This window comes from Halarchaeum grantii (assembly GCF_014647455.2).
Taxonomy (GTDB): domain Archaea; phylum Halobacteriota; class Halobacteria; order Halobacteriales; family Halobacteriaceae; genus Halarchaeum; species Halarchaeum grantii.
Window position 1 is genome coordinate 65,594 of sequence record NZ_BMPF01000003.1, and the last position, 18,827, is coordinate 84,420.

At 67.5% G+C, this 18,827-nt stretch carries 20 protein-coding genes; 11 read left to right on the plus strand and 9 right to left on the minus strand.

Annotated elements, in window-relative coordinates; genetic code table 11:
• Positions 1–10 precede the first annotated feature (10 nt).
• Positions 11–1,306 carry an ABC transporter substrate-binding protein gene (locus tag IEY12_RS10280; RefSeq protein WP_188883628.1) on the minus strand — a complete coding sequence of 432 codons (1,296 nt, stop codon included), beginning with the start codon at positions 1,304–1,306 and terminating at the stop codon, positions 11–13.
• Positions 1,307–1,554: 248 nt separating this feature from the next.
• Between IEY12_RS10280 and IEY12_RS10285 the strand changes: the two genes are divergently transcribed.
• Both IEY12_RS10285 and IEY12_RS10290 read left to right on the plus strand, forming a co-directional pair.
• Positions 1,555–3,477, plus strand: coding sequence for a glycoside hydrolase family 127 protein (locus tag IEY12_RS10285; RefSeq protein WP_188883629.1), 1,923 nt, complete (start codon positions 1,555–1,557; stop codon positions 3,475–3,477).
• Between the two features lie 1,217 nt (positions 3,478–4,694).
• Positions 4,695–5,294, plus strand: coding sequence for a DUF5789 family protein (locus IEY12_RS10290; RefSeq protein ID WP_188883630.1), 600 nt, complete (start codon positions 4,695–4,697; stop codon positions 5,292–5,294).
• A 97-nt stretch (positions 5,295–5,391) separates the two neighbouring features.
• On the opposite strand, the gene IEY12_RS10295 is transcribed toward IEY12_RS10290, so the two are convergent.
• Positions 5,392–6,363 carry an NAD-dependent epimerase/dehydratase family protein gene (locus IEY12_RS10295; protein WP_188883631.1) on the minus strand — a complete coding sequence of 324 codons (972 nt, stop codon included), beginning with the start codon at positions 6,361–6,363 and terminating at the stop codon, positions 5,392–5,394.
• Between the two features lie 222 nt (positions 6,364–6,585).
• Between IEY12_RS10295 and IEY12_RS10300 the strand changes: the two genes are divergently transcribed.
• From IEY12_RS10300 to IEY12_RS10315, 4 genes are all read left to right on the plus strand, one after another.
• Entirely contained in the window at positions 6,586–8,076 is a 1,491-nt protein-coding gene (locus IEY12_RS10300; RefSeq protein ID WP_229871182.1) for a family 43 glycosylhydrolase, read from the plus strand.
• Positions 8,077–8,192: 116 nt separating this feature from the next.
• Entirely contained in the window at positions 8,193–8,429 is a 237-nt protein-coding gene (locus IEY12_RS10305; protein WP_188883632.1) for a hypothetical protein, read from the plus strand.
• Between the two features lie 78 nt (positions 8,430–8,507).
• The gene (locus IEY12_RS10310; RefSeq protein WP_188883633.1) at positions 8,508–9,254 is read left to right on the plus strand and encodes a hypothetical protein; all 747 of its coding nucleotides are present in this window, start codon (positions 8,508–8,510) and stop codon (positions 9,252–9,254) included.
• 101 nt (positions 9,255–9,355) lie between these two features.
• Positions 9,356–11,041, plus strand: a complete 1,686-nt coding sequence (locus tag IEY12_RS10315; protein ID WP_188883634.1) for a sensor histidine kinase — start codon at positions 9,356–9,358, stop codon at positions 11,039–11,041.
• Between the two features lie 4 nt (positions 11,042–11,045).
• Here the strand turns inward: IEY12_RS10315 and IEY12_RS10320 are convergent, their stop codons facing one another.
• A complete protein-coding gene (locus tag IEY12_RS10320) occupies positions 11,046–11,246 on the minus strand; it encodes a glycine zipper 2TM domain-containing protein (protein ID WP_188883635.1) in 201 nt (66 codons plus the stop codon).
• Between the two features lie 271 nt (positions 11,247–11,517).
• Between IEY12_RS10320 and IEY12_RS10325 the strand changes: the two genes are divergently transcribed.
• Positions 11,518–12,126: a nitroreductase family protein gene (locus IEY12_RS10325; RefSeq protein WP_188883636.1), complete on the plus strand. Its 609-nt coding sequence runs from the start codon at positions 11,518–11,520 to the stop codon at positions 12,124–12,126.
• A gap of 54 nt (positions 12,127–12,180) precedes the next feature.
• On the opposite strand, the gene IEY12_RS10330 is transcribed toward IEY12_RS10325, so the two are convergent.
• Complete coding sequence (locus tag IEY12_RS10330; RefSeq protein WP_188883637.1) at positions 12,181–12,807, minus strand: TetR/AcrR family transcriptional regulator; 627 nt, start codon at positions 12,805–12,807, stop codon at positions 12,181–12,183.
• Between the two features lie 39 nt (positions 12,808–12,846).
• Complete coding sequence (locus IEY12_RS10335) at positions 12,847–13,263, minus strand: Rieske (2Fe-2S) protein (RefSeq protein WP_188883638.1); 417 nt, start codon at positions 13,261–13,263, stop codon at positions 12,847–12,849.
• Positions 13,264–13,389: 126 nt separating this feature from the next.
• Here IEY12_RS10335 and IEY12_RS10340 point away from each other — a divergent pair, with 126 nt between their 5' ends.
• On the plus strand, positions 13,390–14,334 hold the full coding sequence (locus tag IEY12_RS10340; protein ID WP_188883639.1) for a winged helix-turn-helix domain-containing protein: 945 nt from the start codon (positions 13,390–13,392) through the stop codon (positions 14,332–14,334).
• A gap of 253 nt (positions 14,335–14,587) precedes the next feature.
• Here IEY12_RS10340 and sod read toward each other — a convergent pair whose 3' ends face one another.
• Positions 14,588–15,190: a superoxide dismutase gene (gene sod / locus IEY12_RS10345; protein ID WP_188883640.1), complete on the minus strand. Its 603-nt coding sequence runs from the start codon at positions 15,188–15,190 to the stop codon at positions 14,588–14,590.
• 203 nt (positions 15,191–15,393) lie between these two features.
• On the opposite strand from sod, the gene IEY12_RS10350 reads away from it, so the two are divergent.
• The gene (locus IEY12_RS10350; protein WP_188883641.1) at positions 15,394–16,146 is read left to right on the plus strand and encodes a pirin family protein; all 753 of its coding nucleotides are present in this window, start codon (positions 15,394–15,396) and stop codon (positions 16,144–16,146) included.
• 30 nt (positions 16,147–16,176) lie between these two features.
• On the opposite strand, the gene IEY12_RS10355 is transcribed toward IEY12_RS10350, so the two are convergent.
• Positions 16,177–16,488 (minus strand): hypothetical protein, encoded by a 312-nt coding sequence (locus IEY12_RS10355; protein WP_188883642.1) that lies wholly within the window; start codon positions 16,486–16,488, stop codon positions 16,177–16,179.
• Positions 16,485–16,838: a HesB/IscA family protein gene (locus tag IEY12_RS10360; protein ID WP_188883643.1), complete on the minus strand. Its 354-nt coding sequence runs from the start codon at positions 16,836–16,838 to the stop codon at positions 16,485–16,487. Before IEY12_RS10360 ends, IEY12_RS10355 begins: the two co-directional genes overlap by 4 nt.
• A 426-nt stretch (positions 16,839–17,264) precedes the next feature.
• Here IEY12_RS10360 and IEY12_RS10365 point away from each other — a divergent pair, with 426 nt between their 5' ends.
• Together IEY12_RS10365 and IEY12_RS10370 are read left to right on the plus strand one after the other, a co-directional pair.
• Positions 17,265–17,828, plus strand: a complete 564-nt coding sequence (locus IEY12_RS10365) for an FAD-dependent oxidoreductase (RefSeq protein ID WP_188883644.1) — start codon at positions 17,265–17,267, stop codon at positions 17,826–17,828.
• Positions 17,829–17,908: 80 nt separating this feature from the next.
• Positions 17,909–18,229 carry a winged helix-turn-helix transcriptional regulator gene (locus IEY12_RS10370; RefSeq protein WP_188883645.1) on the plus strand — a complete coding sequence of 107 codons (321 nt, stop codon included), beginning with the start codon at positions 17,909–17,911 and terminating at the stop codon, positions 18,227–18,229.
• A 298-nt stretch (positions 18,230–18,527) separates the two neighbouring features.
• Here IEY12_RS10370 and IEY12_RS10375 read toward each other — a convergent pair whose 3' ends face one another.
• The gene (locus IEY12_RS10375) at positions 18,528–18,776 is read right to left on the minus strand and encodes a DUF7511 domain-containing protein (protein ID WP_188883646.1); all 249 of its coding nucleotides are present in this window, start codon (positions 18,774–18,776) and stop codon (positions 18,528–18,530) included.
• Positions 18,777–18,827: the final 51 nt, after the last annotated feature.

Consider the following 18,827-nt stretch of genomic DNA (forward strand, 5'->3'; position numbering starts at 1 on the left):
AGGACGCAGATCAACCCTGTAGGATACCGTCGATCTTCGACTTCGCCTCCGAGAGGGCGGGTTCGACATCCTGCTCACCCAGTAGCGCCCGGGCCAGCGCGTTGTTCAGGGGGTCCTGCATCTCGATGGTTTTCGGGTGCATCGGCGGCGCGTGTCCCTGCTCCATCGCGCGGGTGAACGCGTCGTATAGGCGGCTGTTCTGCTCGACGAACTCCGTTTCGAGGCCGCTCTGTCGCGGCGGGAGGTATCCGATGTCCTCGACCGTCGTCCGCATGCCGTCCTCGGACTGCGACCAGCGGACGAACTCCTTCGCGGCGTCGAACTTCCGCTCGTTCTCCGTGATCTGCTCGGGGATGACGATGCAGTTGCCGCCGAGGAAACTCGACTGCGTCCCGCCCTCGGGCTTGGGGAACATCGCGGTGGCCATGTCGTCCCAGACGTCGGGTGCTTGATCCTCGATGTGGGAGATGAACCCGGCGGAGTACGCCATCGACGTCTCCCCGTTCATGAAGGACTGCAACGTCCACGTGTCGTTGGACGTCGGGTCCGTGCACAGGTCCTCCTCGACCATCGTCTTGAAGAAGTTGACGGCGTCGATCGCGGGTTGCTCGTCGATCAGACACTCCGTCATCTCCTCGTTGAACAGCTTGCCGCCGCCGGCCCAGACGTGGGGCATGAAGAAGAACAGCTCCAGTCCGAGGGAGTTCGAGCCCGCCAGATTGAGCGAGAGGGGCGTGTGGTCCGTGTTGTCCCTGATCGCCCGCGACGCGTCGAGGAACTCCTGGAAGGTCTCCGGCGGGCTCTCGGGGTCGAGTCCGGCCTCCTCGAAGTGTGACTTGTTGTAGACGTAGACGCTGCAGTCGATCCAGAACGGGAGCGCGCGGACCGTGTCGTTCCACGTGGTGAAGTCGGGAGTCAACGGGTCGAAGTAGTCGTCGTGCCCGAGGCCGTCGTAGAACGACCCGAGGTCCGAGAGCGCTCCGAGCTGGGAGAATCGCGGCAGGTAGATCACGTCGAGACCGACCACCTCGGGCGCGTTCCCCGCGTTGATCTCCGAGATCAGCGAGCGGTATTTCTCCTCGGGAGGCTGGATACTCGCCGTCACCTCGATGTCCTCGTGAGTCTCGTTGAATCCCGGTTCGTACGCGGCCATCGGGTCGTCGCGCTCACGGAGCGTGATCTGGACGGGTCCCGAGTTCGAGCCGTCTCCGTTCCCACTGCTGTTTCCGGTACTACAGCCGGCCAGACCGACTGCTCCTGCCGTCGTGATGCCTTGCAGTAGCCGCCGCCTGTTAATTTCTCGCATGCAATCTGGACAGTCACGATAGTACATTAAAAATCTTTCCCCGGGGCGGTTCGGACTGCTGCGTGGTCACGCGTACCGCCTCGTCGTTGGGAATACCCGTCACAGAACGGCCGACCCGTTCTTCCACCACCTCCAGTTTCGTTCCTCGGCCGCCGTACGACCGGTGACCACGGCCGAACCAATACTGACTCGGCGCGGAGTACGACCCTCCCAAACGTTTATTATCTTTGCTTAGTCGGGTTTAAGTGATGTCTGAGCAGCGAAAGCCGTTGTCGATCGGGAGTGTCGAGATCGAGGATGACTTCTGGCGACAGCGCCGCGAAGTCAACCGCGAGAAGACGATCGAGTACCAGTATCAACAGCTTCGAGAGTCCGGGACGCTGGAAAACTTCCGGCGCGCCAGCGAGGGCGAGAGCGGTGGTCACAACGGCATGTGGTTCCAGGACTCGGACGCCTACAAGTGGCTGGAGGCGGCGAGCTACGTGCTGGCCACCCGCGACGACCCCGAGTTGAGGGAGCGAGTCGAGGAGGTCATCGAGCTGGTGGGGGCGGCCCAAGAGGAGGACGGCTACCTGAACACGTACTTCGCGCTCGAGGAGCCGGAGAAGCGGTGGACGAACCTGAACATGATGCACGAACTCTACTGCGCGGGCCACCTGATCGAGGCGGCCGTCGCCCACCACCGCGCGACCGGCGAGACGTCGCTCCTCGCCGTCGCGACCGACCTCGCCGACCACATCGACCGAACGTTCGAGGACGACGTTGATGGCGCGCCGGGGCACCAGGAGATCGAACTCGCGCTGATGGAGCTCGCCGACGTCACCGACGAGGAGCGCTACCGCGACCTCGCGCAGTACTTCGTCGACATCCGCGGCCACAACGACCGACTCGCCTGGGAGTTCGCGAACATCGAGGAAATCGCGGGGTACGACCCGGACGACGACGAGGGCGGTATCGCCGGGCAGGCCGTGAACGTGTTCCTCGAGGACGGCGAGTACGACGGCAGCTACGCCCAAGCACACGCGCCGCTGCGTGAACAGGAGACCGTCGAAGGCCACTCCGTCCGGGCGATGTACTACTTCGCCGGTGCCACCGACGTCGCCGTCGAGACGGGCGACGACGACCTCCTCCAGCATCTCGATCTGCTCTGGCGGAACATGACGGAAAAGCGCATGTACGTCACCGGCGGCATCGGGTCCCAGCACGTCGGCGAGCGGTTCACGACGGACTACGACCTCCCGAACGACACCGCCTACGCCGAGACGTGTGCAGCGATCGGGAGCATCTTTTGGAACCAGCGCCTGTTCGAGGAGACCGGGGAGTCGAAGTACGTCGACCTCATCGAGCGGCAGTTGTACAACGCCACGCTCGTGGGTGTCTCGCTGGACGGGACGGAGTTCTTCTACGACAACGTCCTGGAGAGCGACGGCTCCCACGACCGCGAGGGCTGGTTCGAGTGCGCGTGCTGTCCGCCGAACATCGCGCGCCTGATCGCGTCCCTCGAACGGTATCTCTATGCGGTCGACGACGACGGTCTCTACGTCAACCAGTACGTCAGCGGGACCGCGACGCCGACGATCGACGGGACGACCGCGACGGTGACACAGACGACCGACTTCCCTTGGGAGGGCACGGTCGAACTCGACGTGGAGACCCCCGAGGAGGCGGAGTTCGCCGTCAGACTCCGCGTCCCCGAGTGGTGTACGGACGTGTCCGTCTCCGTGAACGGGACCTCGGTCGCCGTCGACGCGGACGAGGACTACGTCACGCTCGATCGAGTCTGGGACGACGACCGAATCACCGCCGAGTTCGAGATGGACGTACAGGTGCTCGAAGCGCATCCGGAGGTGGAAGCCGACAGCGGGCGCGTCGCCTTACAGCGCGGCCCCCTCGTCTACTGCGTCGAGGGCGTCGATAACGACCGGCCGCTGCATCAGTACGCGATCGACCCGGAGACGGAGTTCGACGTGACGTACCGCGAGGACCTTCTCGACGGGGTCGCCACCCTGGACGCGACGGCGACCGTCCCCGCGAAGGACGGCTGGGACGGGGAGCTCTATCGGTCGGCCGACGAGACCGACGAGACGACCGCCCCGATCACCGCCGTGCCGTACTACGCGTGGAACAACCGGGGGCCGAACCGGATGCAGGTCTGGATCCGGGAGGCGTAGTGGCCGCCCGCTCGGTCGGGGCGCTCCCGGCCGCCTGATTCCCCGTCGCGGCCTGATCGGATCGGCCTCGTGGCGGAGTACCGTTCGCGGGCGCTTCCTGCCGCCCTCCGAGTCATTTACTCACAGTAAACGCCCGCCGTCGTCCGAGCGGACCGTGTCCGAACGTCCGGTCGTTCGGGCAGGGCCCGAACAACTTCCGCTTCCCGTAGTGCCACCGCAAATATACCTTATTATTGGTTATATGGGGTGCTGTCGCGCGCCCTCGACGGGACCCGACCGAATCGGTTGTAACTGGCGCGACACCGATGTTTACTCTCGATAAACGGAGGGACAGGACCGCTCGACTCACGACCGTGCCGACGGACGGCCTTCACACGCCACACCGACCCAAGAATTACACCGATACGTGTGTAATGATTGCTGCGAGCGTCCCACCCAGACGTTACACCGGTAGTACTGTAAGAAGCGTGTTGCCGGATTCGCTGACCCCTCCCGTGCACGGCGCCAGTCGCCGGAGTTGGGGTTCAACGAGCCCCGGTGCTCGCCCGATCGACGACCGACGTGCCACACACAACCCATGCCCCATTAATATACGAAAATAGACTGTTTAGAAATACTATCGATATTCTATCAAACAATAGTATACTCACGTATTCTCTGGCCGTCTCCGTGCCGGTCACACATCAACATCTGGCAGAAGCGAGAAAAAACACCACTATCGACCACATTATACCGGAAATATGTCTCTAAATTTTCTGGTCCAGAATGACCTACCACACTCTTCGGATCTCTTTTCCGGGCACTCTCTCACTCCGCGTGGGTTTTTACGCTGGTCTTTCCTAACAACCAGCTCATATCGTATCCGCTCTCATATCTCCCCTATCCGGGAAATTCTCGTATTGCGACCGCTCGGCTCCTCCAGCGAAACCGATCGCTGAACCGATTGGACTGTCGGTCCTGACTCGTGGCTTCTCTCCCCACTTATCACTCTCACAGGTATATTAGCAAAATGTCTATTTACCTCTCAGATTCTGTGATCCGACCCATCCACCTACTGTCGGCCGACCGTTCGATACCTGATTTGAGGTGGTCTGTTGTCTCTGATCGAACGCGCGATCCGGGCCCCCTCGGGGTCGGCCCACCTCGACGTCCGCCATCACGACGCTCGTCCTCCGAACGCCCACAGGGCTATCCGACTGGGGCACCTCCTGTTTCGGATGGCAGACGACAAACGCGGTCGCGAGAAGCAGGCCCGGGACGCCGAGCGACGCCAGCAGGAGCGCGACATCGAAACCGAACTGGAGCGCGGCGACGAGCGCGAACCGCCGGTCGACGTCGTGGAGCGCGACGCGTTCGAGGTCGACCTCGACGCGATCCAGTTCCCGGCGACGGGCGCGGAGGTCGTCGCGGAAGTCGGCGACCACACGGTGGAGTCGGCGGCGAATCGCTACACCGTTCGGGACCTCGTTCCGGAGACGGACGCCGAGCGCTTCGACTCGCCGGCGGCCGTCCGAGTGCAGGTGCGGCGACCGACCGTCGCGGCGGCGATGACGCGCGTCATCGAGGCGAGCGAGACGCTGCCGAACGCGGAGTTCGGGTGGTCACAGCGCAACGCCTACGAGCTCACGTTCGCGGCCCTCGTCGCGGCCGACGCCCAGGACGACGACGCGGGCGTCACCGCTGTCTGCGACTGGGTCGTCGAACGCGTCCGCAAAAAGAACGCGCTCCCGACGTCGCGGGAGGTTCGGCGCCACGCGGCGTCGTTCTGCCGGGAGAACGGCTACGCGGTCCGCGACGACGAGTGGCTCGGGATCTAGGTCGGCACCACTGACTGCGACACGCGCGTCGGCCAACCCCCGTATGCCGGTCGCCGACCGGCCGTGAGCGGCCTCCGGGTTCCTCCCGGTCGGCTCGCTACTCCTCGATATCGATGTCGCCGGCCTCGATCAGGGCGTCGACGGCTTCGCGGGTGGCTTCGAGGGAGGTGTAGCGGGGCTCGTAGCCGAGTTTCTCGCGGGCCTTCTCGATGCTCGCGTTCGGGCTGTAGCGGATGTGTTCCTCGGTCGCCTCGGCGGCGTCGGCGTCGTACTCGGGGCGCTCGGCCCACTCCTCGAAGGGGAGGTAGGTGAGGTCGGCGTCGCGGCCGAACCAGTCGGCGACGGCTTCGGCGTAGCCCCGGAGTGTGAGCGCGCGCGGGGAGACGACGTGGAAGCTCTCGCCGACGGCGGCCGACCAGTTCTCGAGCGCGCGCTGGAAGCCCTGCGCGACGTCGTCGGCGTGGACGTGGTGGATGGTCTCGAGGCCGAAGTTCGGGAGCGCGACTTCCTCGCCGCGCGCGAGCCGCCCGAAGACGTCGGTGTCGAAGTTCCCGGCGGGGTTGAGGGGCGCCCACCCGGGGCCGACGATGTGCCCGGGGTGGAGGACGCTGACGGGGACGCCGTTGCGCCGCGCCTCGTCGAGCAAGTACTCCTCGATTGCGGCCTTCTTGCGGCCGTACTCGCCGAGCGGCCGGCGAGTGCGGGGTTCGTCCTCGGTCGTGGGGACGACGTCGCTCGGGCCGTGCACCCAGACCGTCCCGCAGTGCAGGAGGTGCTGTACCTCGCCGCGAAGCGCGTCGACGAGCGCGCGGGCGCTCTCCGGCTCGAAGCAGATGAGGTCGACGACGGCGTCCGGGTCCGTGCCCAGAATTGCGTCGCCGAACTCGCCGCGCTCCTCGGCGGCCTCGCGGTCCAGTTCGACTGATTCGACGTCGGCCCACGCGCCGTCGTCCCGATAGGGGTCGCGCTCGCCCCGACTGATGGCGACGACGTCGTGGCCGGCGCGCACGAGTCGCGGCACGAGATAGCTCCCGATGTGTCCGGTCGCGCCGATGACGGTGACACGCATGGGTAGCGCTGTCGCTCGTCCGGGCGAAAAGGGTTCGCCTACCCCACGCGCGACTCCGGCTTTCGGCCGTCGGATGGATACGGCCGCCCGCGTCCGCGACGACCGGACGCCACGGCGGTTTCCGTCGAGTGGACCCACCGGCTTCTCTCCATAACTCGTGTTCTTTCGATAGTAACACACCACGAAAAGAACTATTAGTTACTCATCGTTTGTGATGATTGCATGTTCGACGAGAACACTCGCGACGCGATGGACAGGCGGAGCGTACTGAAGGGTCTCGGCGTCGGCGCGCTGGCGGCGGCGGGCGGCGTCGGCGTGAGCGGGTCGGCGTCGGCCGACGAGAGCAGCCAGCACTACCACAACCCCGTCGGGCCGGTCGGCTTCGGCGACGTCTCCGTGATTCAGGCGGGCGACACCTACTACGCCTACGGCACGGAGACCCCGAACGACATCGTTCCGGTAGCGGAGTCGACGAACCTCGTCGACTGGACGTACACGCACTCCGCGTTCGACAGCTATCCGGACTGGCGCAGCGACGACGCGGGCGTCTGGGCGCCGGACATCAACTACTACGACGGGCAGTACCACCTCTACTACTCCTACTCGACGTGGGGGAGCAGCGACAACCCCGGCATCGGGCTGGCGACGGCGGCGAACCCGGGCGACACCTTCACCGATCAGGGGCCGGTCTTCCGCGCGAACGACCTCGGGATGACGAACTGCATCGACGCCGAGTTCCGCGTCGTCGACGGGACGCCCTACATGATCTGGGGGAGCTGGTACGGCATCTACGGCGTCCAACTCACCAGCGACGGCGCCGATTACGTCCCCGGGACGACCTTCCAGCTCGCCGGCGACATGCGCGAGGGGCCGATGCTCGTCGAGGAGAACGGCTACTACTACCTCTTCTACTCGACTGGCCACTGCTGTGAGGGCGCCGACAGCACGTACGAGGTCGAGGTGGGGCGCTCGGAGAGCCTCACCGGCCCGTACTACAACCGGGAGGGCACCGACCTGCGCGACCTCAACGAACACCGGAGCGGCGTCACGATCCTCTCCGGCGACGACCAGTTCACGGGGCCCGGCCACAACGACGCGATCCGGGACGCGAACGGCGACTGGTGGATGGTGTACCACGTCGAGGCGACCACGAGCAACGAGACGCGCCAGATGATGATCGACCGCATCCAGTGGACGGACACCGACTGGCCGGTCGTCGCGCGCACCGGCACGCCGAGCGCGCAGAGCCCGCGACCGAACGCCGGGAGCTACGACCGTGGCGCGCTCCCCGACGGCACCTACCACGTCCGCAACGTCAACAGCGGGCGGCTCCTCGAAGTCGCGGGCGCGTCGACGAGTGACGGCGCGAACGTCCAGCAGTACGTGGAGACCGGGAACACCTGTCAGGACTGGACCGTCAGCGCGAACGGCGACGGCACCTACACGCTCACGAACGTCAACAGCGGGAAGCTCCTCGAAGTCGCGGGCGCGTCGACGAGCGACGGCGCGAACGTCCAGCAGTACGCCGACACCGGGAGCGCCTGCCAGGACTGGATCGTCGAGGACGTCGGCGGCGGCCAGTTCCGCGTCACGAACGCCAACAGCGGGAAGCTCCTCGAAGTCGCGAACGCCGGCACCGCGAACGGCGACAACGTCCAGCAGTACGCCGCCACCGGCGACCCCTGCCAGCTCTGGACGTTCACGGAGGTCTAAGGCCGCGCCCATCCCGGACGCCCCGGGGGCACGCTGACCGACGCCTCGTCTCTGCGCGCTCGAACGGAACGATTAATAGGTGAATACGTGCTCACCATAGAGCGTCAGAGCGACCCATGGAGAACGTCCAGTTGACCGCGATTTCGCCGAAAAGTTGGCAGCTACTGCGTGTCGCCGCCGACTACACGCAGCGCGCGGTCGAGCGCGAAGTCGACGGGCTCGTCCAAGCGCACATCTCGATGCTGGAGGGCGGGAACCGCTCGCTCTCCGAGCCACGCCGGCGCCTCCTCTTCGACCTCTACACGGCGGAGTTGACGCACACGCAAGTGAGCGCGATCGTCGAGAACTTCTGAGCGTCGCCCCGCGACGCACGCTGCGGGGCGGCCGGAAGCCCTACCCGCCCGCGCGCGGAAACCGGGACCGATGAAACGATGAGTGTGCACGCGACGCCGGTGGCCGTCGAACTCGTCGCGGTGGCGCTCGCGCTCGGCCTCGCGCTCGTCCACCTCTACGGTCGTCGCCTCCGTGTCCTCGATCGCCTCCCACGGAGTCGCTGGCTCTCCGTGGCGGGCGGCGTCTCCGTCGCGTACGTCTTCGTGCACGTCCTCCCGGAGATCGGTCGCGCCTCCGCGCACGTCGGCCCCGAACCGTTCGGCCTCGCGTTCCTCGAACACCACGTCTACCTCGTCGCGCTCGTCGGCTTCCTCGCCTACTACGGCGTCGAGCGCGCCGCGAAACGCTCGACGCGCGAGCCGGACGCCGACGCGAGCGGCGGCCTGCGCGTGTTCTGGATGCACGTGCTCGCGTTCGCGCTCTACAACCTCCTCGTCGGCTACCTCCTCCTGCATCGCGAGGAGAGCGGCCTCGCGAGCCTCGTCCTCTTCGGCGTCGCGATGGCGCTCCACTTCCTCGTGAACGACTGGGCGTTGCGCCAGCACCACGGCGACGCCTACCACGCTCGCGGGCGGTGGGTGCTCGCCGCCGCCGTCCTCCTCGGCCTCGGCGTCGGGTTCGTCGTCCCGATCGGCCGGCAGGCGCTCGCCGTGCTCTTCGCGTTCCTCGCGGGCGGCGTCATCCTCAACGTCATCAAGGAGGAGGTGCCAGAGGAGCGCGAGAGCCGTTTCGCGGCGTTCGCGCTCGGTGCGGCCGGCTACACCGCCGTCCTCCTGCTCGTGTGACGCCGCGGCTCGGTACGGGCGATAGTGTCGGGTTCGGCGCCCCACTTTCGCCCCGGCGCCTTTTAGTCCGCTCCCGTCCTCAGTTCTACCACTGACAGGTAATGCCGTGGCAATCGACTCCGTACGTGCTGGTGTTGTTCCTCGCAGCGACGACGTCGTTCGTCTGGGCGTGCTATGGGTCGCTGGTGTTGCGCCGCGAGGGGCGGCGCTGGTATCTGGGGTCGTTCGTGGTGCTCTGTCTCGCGGGGGCGGTGTGGGCGGGCGTCTACGCGGTGTCGCTCGCCGCGACGGGCTTCGAGGTGAAGTTCTTCGCGTACAAGCTCCTCCACCTCGGCGCGGCGCTCGTCCCGCCCGCGTGGCTCTGCTTCGCGATCGCGTACACGGGCCGCGAGCGCTGGCTGACGTGGCGGCGCGTCCTCGTCGTCGCCGCGGTTCCGCTCGTCTTCCTCTGCGCGCTCCCGACGAACCCGGGGTCGCTCGTCCTCATCGACGCGCACCTCTCGGTAGCGTCCTCGCTCGTCGTGCTCGACACGACGCTGGGCCCGCTCTACCACCTCTTCCTCGCGTACTCCTACACGGCGGTCGCGGCGGGGGCGTTGCTCATCACGTGGTACGTCACGGAGACGGGCACGTCGCGTCGCCGAGAGGGCGCGCTCCTCGTCGGGGGCGCGCTCGTCCCGCTCGCGCTGAACGCCCTCGGCCTCGTCGGCCCGTCGCCGTTCGGGGCGGTCGGCGTGAACCTCACGCCGGTGTCGATCGCGGTTTCGACGGTGTGCTTCGGGCTCGCGATCTTCCGCTATCGCGTCCTCGACGTGGTGCCGGTGGCGTGGGACGTCGTCCTCTCGCAGATGAGCGACGGCGTCGTCGTCCTCGATGCGGACGAGCGCGTCGTCGAGTTGAACCCGACGGCGGAGGCGATACTCGGGACGCGCGCGGACGCCCTCGGGCGCGACGCGTCGGCCGTGCTCCCGCAGTACGAGCGCGTCGCGGCGGAATCACCGGTGCTCGTGACGCTCGAGGAGGCGGACGCGGAGGGGCGCGAGCGCATCGTCCAGTTCGCGCGCTCGCCGCTCACGCGCGGCGGGGAGACGTACGGCTGGGTCGTCCTCCTGCAGGACGTCTCGGCCATTGAGCGCGAGCGCCGCGACGCCGAGCGCCGGAACGTCCGCCTCGACGAGTTCGCGACCGTCGTCGCGCACGACCTGCGGAACCCGCTGGCGCTCATCGCGGGCTACGCGGACCTCGCGGAGGAGACCGGCGACCCGCGCCACTTCGAGACGATACGCACGACCGCCGCTCGGTCGAACGCGTTCTTGGAGGAGTTGCTCACGCTCTCACGGCAGGGCGAAACGGTGACCGACCCCCAGCCGGTCCGGCTCGCCGACGTCGTCGAGACGGCGAGCGCGGCGGTCCCCGGGGCGTCCCTGCACGTTGACGTCGAGACGGACGCGGTCGTCCTCGCGGACGAGAACCGCCTGCGGCAGGTGCTCGATAACCTCCTGCGGAACGCTCGCGACCACAACGACGCGGCGACGGTCGTTCGCGTCGGCGACCTCCCGGACGGCTTCTACGTCGAGGACGACGGGCGCGGCATCCCGGTCGCGAGCCGCGAGAACGTCTTCGACTCGGGGTTCTCGACGCGCGACGGTGGCTCCGGGTTCGGCCTCTCCATCGTCCGCGACGTTGCGACCGCTCACGGGTGGAGCGTCAGAATAACGACCGGGACGGCGGGCGGCGCGCGCTTCGAGTTCACTGGCGTCGACCGCGTCGACGACGACGCGGCGTGAGTCGCTACTTGACGCGCTCTTTCAGGTCCGTGTAGGTGTCCGCGACGCCGACGCTCGTCTCGCCGAGTACCGCGCCGACGAGGCCGCCGAGTGCGCCGCCCGTGCTCGCCGCGTTCCGACTGACGAGACCGCCGAGGCCGGCGCCGACCGCTGCACCGACCGCTGCGTACTTCGCTCGACTGACCGCACGCGTGAGTCTGTCCATACCCGAGACAACGGTCGGTGGACGGATAAAGCGTGTGCCCGAACGCGTCGACGCCGCACGTCTCGGCCGGTCGCCGGGTGCGGCCCGCGTACGGCGAGCGAGATCCATCAACGGGCCAAAAGCAAAGCTATACGCTCCGGTTATCCCCTATCGGCTTAAATCCCGGGGCCGCGTCGAGAGCCCGGCTTCCATCCCCCGTGCCAGCGCTGACTCGCGGCCGACGCCACCGCTGCCGAAGGGAGTTTATTTCACTACCGCGTATCGGTCTACAATGACTCACCCTGAACCCTCGCGACCGCTCCGCGAGGAGGTCGCCGCGAATCGGACGCCGGAGCACGACGTCGACCCGCTCTTCCTCAACCGCTGGTCGCCGCGCGCGATGACGGGCGCGTCGCTCGCGGAGTCGGAGTACCTCCCGCTCTTCGAGGCGGCACGCTGGGCGCCGTCCTCGCGCAACAGCCAGCCGTGGCGGTTCGCGTACGCCGAGCGCGGCGACGACGAGTGGGAGACCTTCCTCGGATTCGTGAACGACCACAACCGACGGTGGGCGGCCGACGCCGCCGTGCTCGCCGTCCTCTGCTCGGAGACGACGGACGCGAAGGGCCGCACGCTCTCCGCGCACACCTTCGACGCGGGCGCGGCGTGGGAGAACCTCGCGCTTGAGGGCACGCGACGCGGCCTCGTCGTCCACCCGATGGGCGGGTTCGACCGCGACGCCGCGGCCAACGCCCTCGACGTGCCCGCCGACTACGACGTCGAGGTGATGATCGCGATCGGCGAACGCGCGCCGCCCGAGACGCTCCCGGACGACCTCCGTGGCGGCGAGACGCCGAACGGCCGCAAACCCCTCTCGGAGATCGTCACGCGCGGCGGCTTCTAACGGCGGCGCTCACAGGCCGCTTGACGGAGCGGCTCCGTCGCACCCCTCACGCGCTTACGCCGTGCCGTCCTCGGGTTCGAGCGTCGGGAAGACGTGCTCGACGACGGCGCGGCGCGCCTGCTCGGGGGCGTCGTCGTGGCCGAGCGAGATCTTGCGCGCTCGCGCGGCGTGAATGACGTCGGTGAGGAGCTGGGCGACGTCGTCGACGTCGACGTCGCGGAACGCGCCCTGCTCGATGCCGGCGCGCAGCACCGTGGCGACGTTCTCGCGGAGGACCGCGTAGTGCTCGGTGAACAGCTCGCGGTGGCGCTCGTGGTGCTGGGCCTGCGAGAAGAGCTCGTGGTAGACGGTCATGCGCTCCCAGTGGTCGAAGTCGGCGCCGAGCTCGGGGCCGAAGAGACACTGCTCGATGCGCGCCTCGAGGGTCGCCCACGGGTCGGCCTCGGCGTCGATGTCGGGCTGGTCCTCGTACTGCTCGACGAGGTACTCGAGGAACGCGGAGATGAGGTCGTGTTTGCCGTCGAAGTGGTAGTGGATGAGGGTGCGACTCTTCTCGAACTCCTCGCCGATGTCGCGCACGCGGAGGTCGGTGTAGCCGTGCTCGCTGAGCGCACGGAACGTCGCCTCCATGATGGCTTCGCGCGTCTCCCGTGACGACGCGGAGTCGTTCGCGGCGGGCATACGCGCTCCTACGCGGGAGCGACTTATTAGGCTCGCGTCTCAGAACGAGAGGTGTGAGGTCGAACCGGGGCCGTCGTCCTCCGCTGCGGGACCCGCATGGAGGTAGGTGTAGTCGTCGTCCGTGAGATAGACGGCGCCGTCCTCGACGGCGATGTCGACGTCCGGGAGCGTCGTTCCGGCGGCTTCGCCGTTGTCGCACTCGCCGGTACAGGCGTCGAAGTGCGAGCCGTGCTTCGGGCAGACGATCTCGCCGTCGCGCATCGGCGCGCCGTCCCCCCGGTCGAAGCGCTGGCTCTCGTGCGGGCAGTTGTTCATCCACGCCTCGACACCGGGGTCGTCGTCGCAGCGCACGAGGATGACCTCCTCCTCGTTCGTGAACATGTCCTCGGCGGTGAAGAGGTACGATCCGAGGAGCGGGACCGACTCGAGGTCGGTGATCTTGGTGCCGTCGACCATAGCCGGGCTACGGGGAAGCCCGGCAAAAGCGTGGCGTCCGCAGCGCGCGACGCCGTGAACGCGGTCACGAGCGGTGGCGCCGTTCCACCCGATAGGTTTTACCACTTGGTAAGCGATAGGGCGACCATGAGCCAGTTCGACCGGACGGCCGACGCCGGCGCGGAGGCGGACACCGAGCGCGCCGACCCGCCCACCCCCCGGACCGAATCGCGGATGCTCCCGGCGGAGGTGTTCTCCGTCCTCGGCAACGACACGCGCGTCGACATCCTCCGCGCGCTCCTCGAGCTCGGCGCCGACGACGACCCCGTCAGCTTCACCGACCTCTTCGAGCGCGTCGACATTGACGACAGCGCGAACTTCAGCTACCACCTCCGCAAGCTCACCGGCCACTTCGTCAAGCAGGGCGACGACGGCTACGAGTTCCGCTCACCGGGACGCAAGGTCGTGAGCGCCATCTTCACGGGGACGCTCACCGAGCGCGCGCAGCTCGGCTTCTTCCCCGCGAGCGGCAACTGCTACGACTGCGGGGGCGACCTCCACGGCTGGTACGTCGACGACACGCTCACCATCGGCTGCACGGACTGCGGCGCCGTCCAAGTGAGCTATCCGTTCCCCTCCGGCGGCCTCGACGACCGCTCCACCGAGGACCTCCTCGCGGCCTTCCACCACTACGTTCGCCACCATTACTGTCTCGCCGCCGACGGCGTCTGCCCCGAATGTACCGGCAGCGTCGAGACGACGCTCGTCCGCGACCCCGACGATTCGGCCCTCGACGTCGCCGTCGAGCACGTCTGCGAGCGCTGTAACTACCGCCTCCAGTCCACGCTCGGCGTCACCCTCCTCGACGCCGCGCCCGTCCTCGTCTTCTTCGCCGAACGCGACGTCGACCTCAGCACCGAGCCCTTCTGGCACTTCGACTGGTGCGTCAGCGACACGCGCACGGACGTCGTCTCCGAGGACCCGCTCCGCGTCGAACTCGCGCTCCCCTGCGCGGGCGACGAACTCCGCGTGCGCGTCGACGAGACCGGTGCCGTCGCCGACACCGCGGTCGTCGAAGGCCTCACGCAGTAGCACGCCTCACGCGTCGGCGCCGTCGGCCGATGCGGTCGCTCTGCGGAACGTGAGACCGGGGCCGAGTGGCCCCGCGACGGGATGCCAACCGTCGGAGAATAAATGGGCCGGTCGCGTGTGCGGGGTTTGCTACGGAACCGCGTTACTCACGGGCCTGCGGCCCGTTCGTGTGTCCGTCCGACTCTCCGAGTCGGACTACTCGCGGGTCGCGTGCACGCCCCGCTCGTTTCTTCGAGACTCCGGGGGAGTCTCGTTACTCGAAGCGCTCGACGGCCTGCTCGTAGCGCGCCGAGGGCTCCTCCCAGTCGACGACGTCGAAGAACGCGCTGACGAAGTCGCCGCGAGCGGGACCGTAGTCGTAGTAGTAGGAGTGCTCCCAGACGTCGAGAGCGAGGATGGGCTGTGCACCCCAGAGCGCGCCCTGGTCGTGCTTGTCGACGACGAGGTTGCGAAGCTGGTTGCTGTGCGTGTCGTACACCAGCAGCGCCCAGCCACCGGCGGCGCCGGCGGCCGCCTCGAACTCGCCCTTCCACGCCTCGTACGACCCGAAGTCCTCCTCGATGCGCTCTGCGAGGTCGCCCTCGGGCGCGTCGCCGCCCTCGGGGCCCATGGACTCCCAGAAGAGCGTGTGGAGAACGTGGCCGGAGCCGTTGTGGGTGACGTTCCGGATGGCGCCAGCGGAGCCGGAGAAGTCGCCCTCCTCGCGGGCCTCTTCGAGGGTTTCCTCGGCGGCGTTCCAGCCGTTCACGTAGCCCTGATGGTGCGTGTCGTGATGCCAGTTCAGCACCTGCTCGGAGATGCTCGGTTCCAGTGCGTCGTACTCGTACGGCAGCGGCGGTAGCTCGTAATCGCTCATGTCTACACCGCCCACTATACGCGGGACGGATATGAACGTTCGCTGTACCACATTCAAGTACGATAGGTGACTATTTCGATAAGGATTCCTAAGGGCCTATTGAACAAGCAAGTGAGGGTATTAGAATCAGCAAGTCAGACATATACCATCACTCCACTTCCGCATACGGGATGCTTATCAGTACTGAGGGCATCCCGTCGTGTATGGCTACAGACGAGACCGCGCGCGGTCCCGACGACCCCGTCGCGGGGCAGACCGTCCAGCACGGGACCGGCGTGAACTCGAATCGCGCGTTCCCGACGAACAACTATCCGGGGAACCTCGACCCGTTCGTCCTCTTCGAGCGCTTCTACATCGACCCGGACAAGGGGTTCCCGATGCACCCGCACAAGGGGTTCGAAATCGTCTCCTACATGATCGAGGGCGGGATGGACCACGAGGACTCCCTCGGCGTCGAGCACACCGCCTACGAGGACGACGTGATGCGCATCACGACCGGGAGCGGCATCCGCCACTCCGAGTTCCCCGCCGACGGGCAGGCCTGTAACGGCCTCCAGCTCTGGGTGAACCTCCCGCGCTCGGAGAAGGAGGCCGACCCCGACTACATCGACGCCTCGAGTGAGGACCTCCCCACGGAGGCGCGCGACGGCGCGACCGTCACCACCGTCGTCGGCGAGGGCTCCCCCATCGACCTCCGGACGGAGATGGAGTATCTCGACGTCCATGTCTCGGACGCGTGGACGTGGTCGATGCCCGAGGGCTGGTCGGGCTTCCTCTACGGCGTCGAGGGCGAGGGCACCGTGGCCGGGAGCGACTTCGGCGTCGGCGACGTCCTCCCCGTTACGGACGCACGCGACGTCGAGGTGGCGAGCGACGAGGGCGTACTGCGTCTCGTCGCCGTCGCCGGCGAACCCCACGATGAGCCGATCCGCCAGCAGGGCCCGTTCGTCTTCTGAGGTCTGCGTCTTTTCCCTTCTACGCGCTCGCTACCGACAGCGACGCCTGAGTTCGACGACCGTGTCGTGCGTCGTCCACGCGCCGTCGAGTCGCCGCTCGAAGCGCGGCGAGCGCCACGCGCCGCGGGTGCGCGGGACGCGAACGCGCCAGCGCGTCGACGCCGGACTCACGCCGGTCGGCACGAGGGCGGCGCGGACGCCCGCCGCGTCGCGTTCGGCCCCGACGACGTCCGCGTCGAACACGTCGCCCTCGGCGAGGCGGCCCCGAACGCAGTCGCCCGGTCGGAGGCGGCCGACGACGCGCGCCCGGGCGGCCATCGGGGCGTCACTCACGGCGCTCACGTTCGGAAGGACTCGCCGCAGCCGCATTCGCGCGAGACGTTCGGGTTCTCGACGTCGAAGCCCGCGTTCTCGAGGCCGGTTTCGTAGGTGAGCACGGACCCCTCGACGTACTGCTCGCTCGCGGGGTCGACGAAGACGCGGAGACCGTGGGCCTCGACGACGTCGTCGTCGTCCTCGGGCGCGCCGTCGAAGCGCATCCCGTAGGAGAGGCCGGCACAACCGCCCTGCTGGACGAAGAGGCGCAGGCCCGCGACGTCCGTGTCCATGCCCTCGCCCTCCAGGAGGTCGAGCGCCTGTTCGGCGGCCGGTTCGGTGACGTCGACGGTCGGCGTGGCGTCTGCGGTGGACATGCGCGTGGATACGCGCTCCACCGACAAGAGGCGTTCCTGTACGGGAATACAGGACGCGGACGCACGGCCCTTCGGGACACGCTCGGGTGTCGCCCGCCGTGGATGCGACATGCACGTCAGGGGCTGAGACACGGCCGACGCGTGCACCGACGTCGTGGTCGGCGACGCGTACCTCGACGGAGGCGACGTCGAGCGGCTGGCCGTGGCCGGTGGCGACGACGGCCGGGTCGTGCCGTCGAGCGTCCCGCCGGGACGCGTCGCCCGCCCCGAGGGGACCTCTCGGTATTACAACTGTATCCGTGTACAGCGAGTGCGTATACGTCTTTGGGCCGTCGAACCACGGGCGAGCGGTGTGGGCGGCCGGCGCGTGGCTTGGATCTTGACCAGATGGTAAACCTCTTTACGTCCGCGCCGTCACGAACACGTATGGTAGACGTAGCAGTCGTCGGCGGCGGTCCCGCCGGCCTGAGTGCCGCACAGTTCGCCGCGAAGAACGACCTCGAGACGGTCGTCTTCGACACCGACGAGACGTGGATGCACAAGGCCCACCTCTTCAACTACCCGGGCGTGCGCTCCATCGACGGGATGTCGTTCATCGACGTCGCGCAGAAGCAGGCGGACGCACGCGGTGCCGACCTCCACGAGGACGAGGAGGTCACGAGCGTCGAAGAGACCGAGAACGGCTTCGCGCTCACGACCGAGGACGGCGAGTACGAGGCCGACTACGTCGTGCTCGCGACCGGCGGCAATCGCGACCTCGCCGAGGACCTCGGCTGTGCGTTCACCGACGAGGACGTCGTCGACGTGAACGTCGACATGCAGACCTCCATCGACGGCGTCTACGCGACCGGCGCGATGGGTCGCGACACGAAGTGGCAGGCCGCGATCGCCGTCGGTGACGGCGCCGCCGCCGTCCTCGACATCCTCTCGAAGGAGAAGGGCGAGTACTATCACGACTTCGACATGCCGTCCGACGTTCCCGAACTCTGAGGGGAACGAAGTCGGACGCGGCCCCGTAGCGACCGGCGCACACGCGCCCGAACCGCCGCACTCTCCTCCCGCCTCACCGCATGGTAGACAGAACCGACGAAGACGGTCCTACGCGCGCGATTCGGTGGTTCGCCGAGACGGTCGGCTCCGAGTGGCATCTCCGAATCCTCCACGCCCTTCGGGACGGCGAACACCGCTTCAGCGAACTCGAGCGCCGAACTGGGAGCAGTCCGTCGACGCTCTCGCGCGTCCTCGACGACCTCGCGACCACCGGACTCGTCGAGCGCCGCGTGCAGGAGCGCCCGATTGCGACCTATTACCGACTGACGGCGCGTGGCCGCGCTCTCGCGCCGGTATTCGACGCCGTCGAAACGTGGGCCGACGAGTATCGGGACGCGTAACCCCACAGCTGACACCGCCTCGACACGCGGTACATGTCTGATTCGGGAACAGTATCTATCGCTGGTGACTTCCTCGAATCCACCCCCGACGACGACGCACGCCCCGCTTGGCGGCGCACACGAGAACGGCGGACAGCGCGGTGTCGGGTCGGTCGCCGCCGTCGCCAGCGTTGTCGCCACCTCGAAGGGGGCGAGAGAGGTCGACGCCGCCGCGGCGAGTGAGCGCGTCATCGAGAGCCGTACGCGCGAGCCAATACGCGTCGCTGTGGCGTACGCCCGCTATACGGTCGTGGCGGACTCAGCGGTAGTCGTCGAGCGAGACGTACGACCCCTCGCGCGCCGACAGCCACGTCGTCGCGAGGGCGGCTTCCTCGACGTCGGGCGGGTAGAGCGTGAACTCCGACTCGCCGCCGCTCACTTCGACGACGCCGCGGACGGCGGGCGGGTCGCCGGCGTCGCCGTCCGCGGTGCGCACCGCGTCGACCGTCGACTCGAAATCCGCATCGTACGATTTATCTCCGGACTTCGTGGACACATCATCAGTCATACTTCGGCTTTGAACCCGGATGAACTTATACTATGTGAATATAGTCAAATA

What these genes read in the sequence shown, in the direction of transcription:
- IEY12_RS10280 (WP_188883628.1), bottom strand. Translation starts at nt 1,306, where the DNA reads ATGCGAGAAATTAACAGGCGGCGGCTACTGCAAGGCATCACGACGGCA.
- IEY12_RS10285 (WP_188883629.1), top strand. Translation starts at nt 1,555, where the DNA reads ATGTCTGAGCAGCGAAAGCCGTTGTCGATCGGGAGTGTCGAGATCGAG.
- IEY12_RS10290 (WP_188883630.1), top strand. Translation starts at nt 4,695, where the DNA reads ATGGCAGACGACAAACGCGGTCGCGAGAAGCAGGCCCGGGACGCCGAG.
- IEY12_RS10295 (WP_188883631.1), bottom strand. Translation starts at nt 6,363, where the DNA reads ATGCGTGTCACCGTCATCGGCGCGACCGGACACATCGGGAGCTATCTC.
- IEY12_RS10300 (WP_229871182.1), top strand. Translation starts at nt 6,586, where the DNA reads ATGTTCGACGAGAACACTCGCGACGCGATGGACAGGCGGAGCGTACTG.
- IEY12_RS10305 (WP_188883632.1), top strand. Translation starts at nt 8,193, where the DNA reads ATGGAGAACGTCCAGTTGACCGCGATTTCGCCGAAAAGTTGGCAGCTA.
- IEY12_RS10310 (WP_188883633.1), top strand. Translation starts at nt 8,508, where the DNA reads ATGAGTGTGCACGCGACGCCGGTGGCCGTCGAACTCGTCGCGGTGGCG.
- IEY12_RS10315 (WP_188883634.1), top strand. Translation starts at nt 9,356, where the DNA reads ATGCCGTGGCAATCGACTCCGTACGTGCTGGTGTTGTTCCTCGCAGCG.
- IEY12_RS10320 (WP_188883635.1), bottom strand. Translation starts at nt 11,246, where the DNA reads ATGGACAGACTCACGCGTGCGGTCAGTCGAGCGAAGTACGCAGCGGTC.
- IEY12_RS10325 (WP_188883636.1), top strand. Translation starts at nt 11,518, where the DNA reads ATGACTCACCCTGAACCCTCGCGACCGCTCCGCGAGGAGGTCGCCGCG.
- IEY12_RS10330 (WP_188883637.1), bottom strand. Translation starts at nt 12,807, where the DNA reads ATGCCCGCCGCGAACGACTCCGCGTCGTCACGGGAGACGCGCGAAGCC.
- IEY12_RS10335 (WP_188883638.1), bottom strand. Translation starts at nt 13,263, where the DNA reads ATGGTCGACGGCACCAAGATCACCGACCTCGAGTCGGTCCCGCTCCTC.
- IEY12_RS10340 (WP_188883639.1), top strand. Translation starts at nt 13,390, where the DNA reads ATGAGCCAGTTCGACCGGACGGCCGACGCCGGCGCGGAGGCGGACACC.
- sod (WP_188883640.1), bottom strand. Translation starts at nt 15,190, where the DNA reads ATGAGCGATTACGAGCTACCGCCGCTGCCGTACGAGTACGACGCACTG.
- IEY12_RS10350 (WP_188883641.1), top strand. Translation starts at nt 15,394, where the DNA reads ATGGCTACAGACGAGACCGCGCGCGGTCCCGACGACCCCGTCGCGGGG.
- IEY12_RS10360 (WP_188883643.1), bottom strand. Translation starts at nt 16,838, where the DNA reads ATGTCCACCGCAGACGCCACGCCGACCGTCGACGTCACCGAACCGGCC.
- IEY12_RS10365 (WP_188883644.1), top strand. Translation starts at nt 17,265, where the DNA reads ATGGTAGACGTAGCAGTCGTCGGCGGCGGTCCCGCCGGCCTGAGTGCC.
- IEY12_RS10370 (WP_188883645.1), top strand. Translation starts at nt 17,909, where the DNA reads ATGGTAGACAGAACCGACGAAGACGGTCCTACGCGCGCGATTCGGTGG.
- IEY12_RS10375 (WP_188883646.1), bottom strand. Translation starts at nt 18,776, where the DNA reads ATGACTGATGATGTGTCCACGAAGTCCGGAGATAAATCGTACGATGCG.